1 protein-coding gene is annotated in these 1,703 nt (G+C 36.9%); it reads left to right on the forward strand.

Annotated features, from left to right (window positions below):
- Positions 1-57 precede the first annotated feature (57 nt).
- Positions 58-1,703: galactose-binding domain-containing protein (locus tag IQ263_RS28000; RefSeq protein WP_228050436.1), on the forward strand; the 1,646-nt coding region annotated here is incomplete at its 3' end.

A 1,703-nucleotide genomic window follows, 5' to 3' on the forward strand; every position in this document is an offset into this window, starting at 1 on the left:
TGACAAAACCTTTTTATTAATGTTACACTAATGCCCAGTAAAATAAGTATGAATAGCATGAATATTAGCCCCAATCCTAAGCTCAACTTAGCCTTAAATAAGCCCACGGCTCAAAGTTCTATTTATAAGCCGGAAATATATGGTTATGATCCTCATGGTGCCTGTAATGGCGAGAAAAAAGGAAAGTTTGGTTTTCATACGCTTGAAGAAAATCAGCCTTGGTGGCAAATTGACTTGCAAGGAACCTATCAACTTTCTCAGATTAAAATTTATAATCGCATTGACTTCAAAGAAAGAGCTTCCGCGTTAAATATTTTAGTGTCTCCGGATGCACTTAATTGGGAATTATGTTACTCAAATGATCCAGAAAATCTGTTTGGTGGAAGTGATGGTAACCCCCTCACGGTAGATTTACAGCAGAAAGTCACACGGTTTGTGCGACTGCAATTACGAGAGATTGATACCCTACATTTAGATGAAGTCGAAATCTACGGTATCCCTGTTAAACTTGATAGTTCTCAGTTGAAATCTAATCAAGATGAAAATACTCTAGCAGTCAATTTTTATCTTCACCATAATGTCCCCCCTTCTTTTCATGCTCAACAGAATTTAATTATGAGTATGTTAAAGAAATTAGGGATGTATGATACTGAACTGGGGAAAGTTCGTCTGGGAAGCAAGGGTGATGGTGGTTATGTCATTCCCGATGATTTAACAGATATTAAAGGGGTTATTTCCATTGGGATAGGCGGAGAAGTTAGTTTTGATTTAGAGTGGGCAAAAATGGGGGTTAAGGTTTTTCAATATGACCATACTATTGAAGCACCTCCCGTTATTCACGAGAATTTTGTATTTAATAAATTAGGTTGGGGTACGCAGGATGGCACTGGCTTTATCACACTACCTAAAATGATAGAGACGAACCACTTAGAGGATGGCGATCTATTCTTAAAATTTGATGTTGAAAATGCCGAGTGGGATGCTTTGTTTGATGTATCACCAGATTTGTTAAAGCGTTTTCGGATCATTGCCTGTGAGCTTCATGGGTTTGAAAGTTTGGAAAATATGTCAGTTTTTCAGAAGGTTAATCGAGTCATTAACTTACTAACAACCCATCATACAGTTGTGCATATTCATCCCAATAATTGCTGTGGTATTGCATTGGTTGCTGGAATTACATTACCTAAACTAATTGAATTTACTTTCCTACGAAATGATCGAGCTTCCTTTTATCCCAGTCATGCAAGTATTCCCTCCGCTTTAGATTATCCAAACGTCAAAAGTGAACCGGAAATTGTTTTGACTCCCTTCCATCTAAATGAGCCTTTAAAGTTACAGGGTAAAAATTTAGCATTAAATAAACCAACTGCACAGAGTTCTGCTTTAGCTCCTGAAATATATGATTATGATCCTCATGGAGCTTGTAATGGCAAAAAAACTGGGAGATTTGGTTTTCATACTTGTCAAGAAGATCAACCTTGGTGGCAAATTGATCTGGAGGAAACTTCTCAAATATTAGAGATTAAAATTTATAATCGTCTGGATAGTTCTAAGGAACGCGCTTCAACTCTCAATATTTTATTATCTCAGGATTCACTAAATTGGGAATTATGTTACTCAAACGATAAAAATAACATCTTTGGTGGTACTGATGGAAAACCACTCACAGTAAATTTCCAGGAAAAAATAGCGCGGTTTGTGCG

Origin of the sequence: Tychonema sp. LEGE 06208 (genome assembly GCF_015207505.1) — a bacterium.
In the GTDB taxonomy this organism is placed as follows: Bacteria; Cyanobacteriota; Cyanobacteriia; order Cyanobacteriales; family Microcoleaceae; genus Microcoleus.